Origin of the sequence: Burkholderia sp. E168m23, assembly GCF_016586125.1 — a bacterium.
Classification (GTDB): Bacteria; Pseudomonadota; Gammaproteobacteria; order Burkholderiales; family Burkholderiaceae; genus Burkholderia; species Burkholderia orbicola.
On sequence record NZ_BCPP01001178.1, the window covers coordinates 1 to 1,834 of the forward strand.

Sequence of the window (1,834 nt, forward strand, 5' to 3'; positions counted from 1 at the left end):
GCTGGTCGGCCAGCGACAGCGAGGCGAGCGGCGCCGCCAGATCGACGTCGAGCCCGACCCGCGCGGCAAGCGAACGCGCCGCGGCACGCCGCGCGGCCGGCGGCGCGCGCCATGGCGAAGCCGGGTCGCACAGCCGGTCCAGCAGCAGGTTGTCGGCGATCGACAGCGTCGGCACGATCGCATCGGCCACCGACTGGTGCACGGTCGCGACGCCAAGCCGCTTGGCCGCGTGCGGCGACGCGGGCCGATACGGTTCGCCGCGCAGCGCCAGCGTGCCACCGTCCGCTTGCAGCGCGCCGCTCAGGATCTTGACGAAGGTCGACTTGCCCGCGCCGTTCGCGCCCATCAGCGCGACGACTTCGCCGGCGCCGATCGACAGGTCGAGCGCCGCCAGCGCGACGGTCGCGTCGAAGCGTTTCGCGATGCCCGTGGCGCTCAGGACGGGCGGCGACGCCGATCGATGGGGTCGAGCTTCGCGCCGCGTCGCCTCCATGGTTTCGTTCGTCGCGCTATTCATGCCGGAAGATCCCGGTCGGCACGATGCAGTTGCGGCAGGAACAGTACGTCATCGCTCATGTCACGCCACTCCGATGAAAGTCGTTCAGCATTGATCGGCTGGTCAGCCCGCTTCCGGCACGGGAAACCGGAACGACGCGCCATAAGCCGTGTCCGGCAGGCGGTCGCGGCCGCCCAGCCGTGAACGGAAGGTGCCGCTCGCCGGCGTCGTCCGGTACAGACCGCGCTTCTTCAGCTCAGGCACGATCAGTTCGGCGAAATCGTCGAGCGTGCCGGGGCTGATCAGCGGATTGAGCATGTAGCCGCTCGTCGTCGACTGCCGCGCATGCTCGGCGAGCTGGTCCGCGACTTCGTCCGGCGCGCCGACGAGGATCAGGTCCGTGCCGCGCGTGACGCTCGCGAACTTGCGCCGCACGTCGCCGGCGGTGAGCGGCTTGCCGCTGCCGTCCGGCCGCACCACGTAGGACGTCAGCCCTTCCGTCTGCGTCGTCAGCGGTTCGTCGTCCGCATAGCGGTCGATGTCGATGCCGGTGTCGCCCGCATAGCTGACGAGTTGCGCGTGCTGGTGATAGTGCTGCTGCAGCGAGTGATACTTCTCCTTCGCGTCGCTCGACGAGCGCGCCGTGACGATCCGCAGCACCGTCAGCGACTTCACGTCGTCCGCCGCGCGGCCGCGTTCGGCCGCGAGCCGCCGAATCTCGTCGAGGCCCGCGCGAATCTCGTGCGGATTCGATTTCGCGACGAACACCACCTCCGCGTGCTTCGCCGCGAACGCGCGCCCACGCCCCGACCAGCCGGCCTGGATCAGCACGGGCGAGCGCTGCGGCGACGGCGCGCACACGTGCGGCCCCTGCACGCGATAGTGCGCGCCTTCGTGCGCGATCGGCCGCACGCGCTCGCCTCGCGCATAGCGCGGCGTGTGCTTGTCGGCGACGACCGCGTCGTCCGCCCAGCTTCCTTCCCACAGCTTGTACACGACATCGAGAAATTCCTCAGCGCGTGCGTAGCGTTCGTCATGGCCGATCATCTGGTCGAGCCCGAAGTTGTGCGCCGCGCTCGTCAGGTAGGACGTGACGATGTTCCAGCCGATCCGGCCGTTGCTCAGATGATCGAGCGTGCTGAAGCGGCGCGCGAGCGCGAACGGGTGCTCGTAAGTCGTGCTCGCCGTCACGCCGAACGCGAGCCGTTCGGTCTGCGCGACGAGCGCCGGAATCAGCATCATCGGATCGTTCGCGGGCGCCTCGACCGCCCACTGCACCGCCGCGTCGGCCGATCCGCCATAGACGTCGTACAGGCCGAGCACGTCCGCGAAGAACAG

At 69.6% G+C, this 1,834-nt stretch carries 2 protein-coding genes; both read right to left on the reverse strand.

All coding sequences use genetic code 11. The annotated features are described in order from the left end of the window. Positions 1–517 (reverse strand): ATP-binding cassette domain-containing protein (locus tag JMF90_RS35390; protein WP_201326190.1); only part of this gene is annotated, 517 nt, incomplete at its 3' end. Between the two features lie 102 nt (positions 518–619). Beyond that, positions 620–1,834, reverse strand: a 1,215-nt coding sequence (locus JMF90_RS35395; RefSeq protein ID WP_201326191.1) for an NtaA/DmoA family FMN-dependent monooxygenase, incomplete at its 5' end; no start/stop codon positions are given.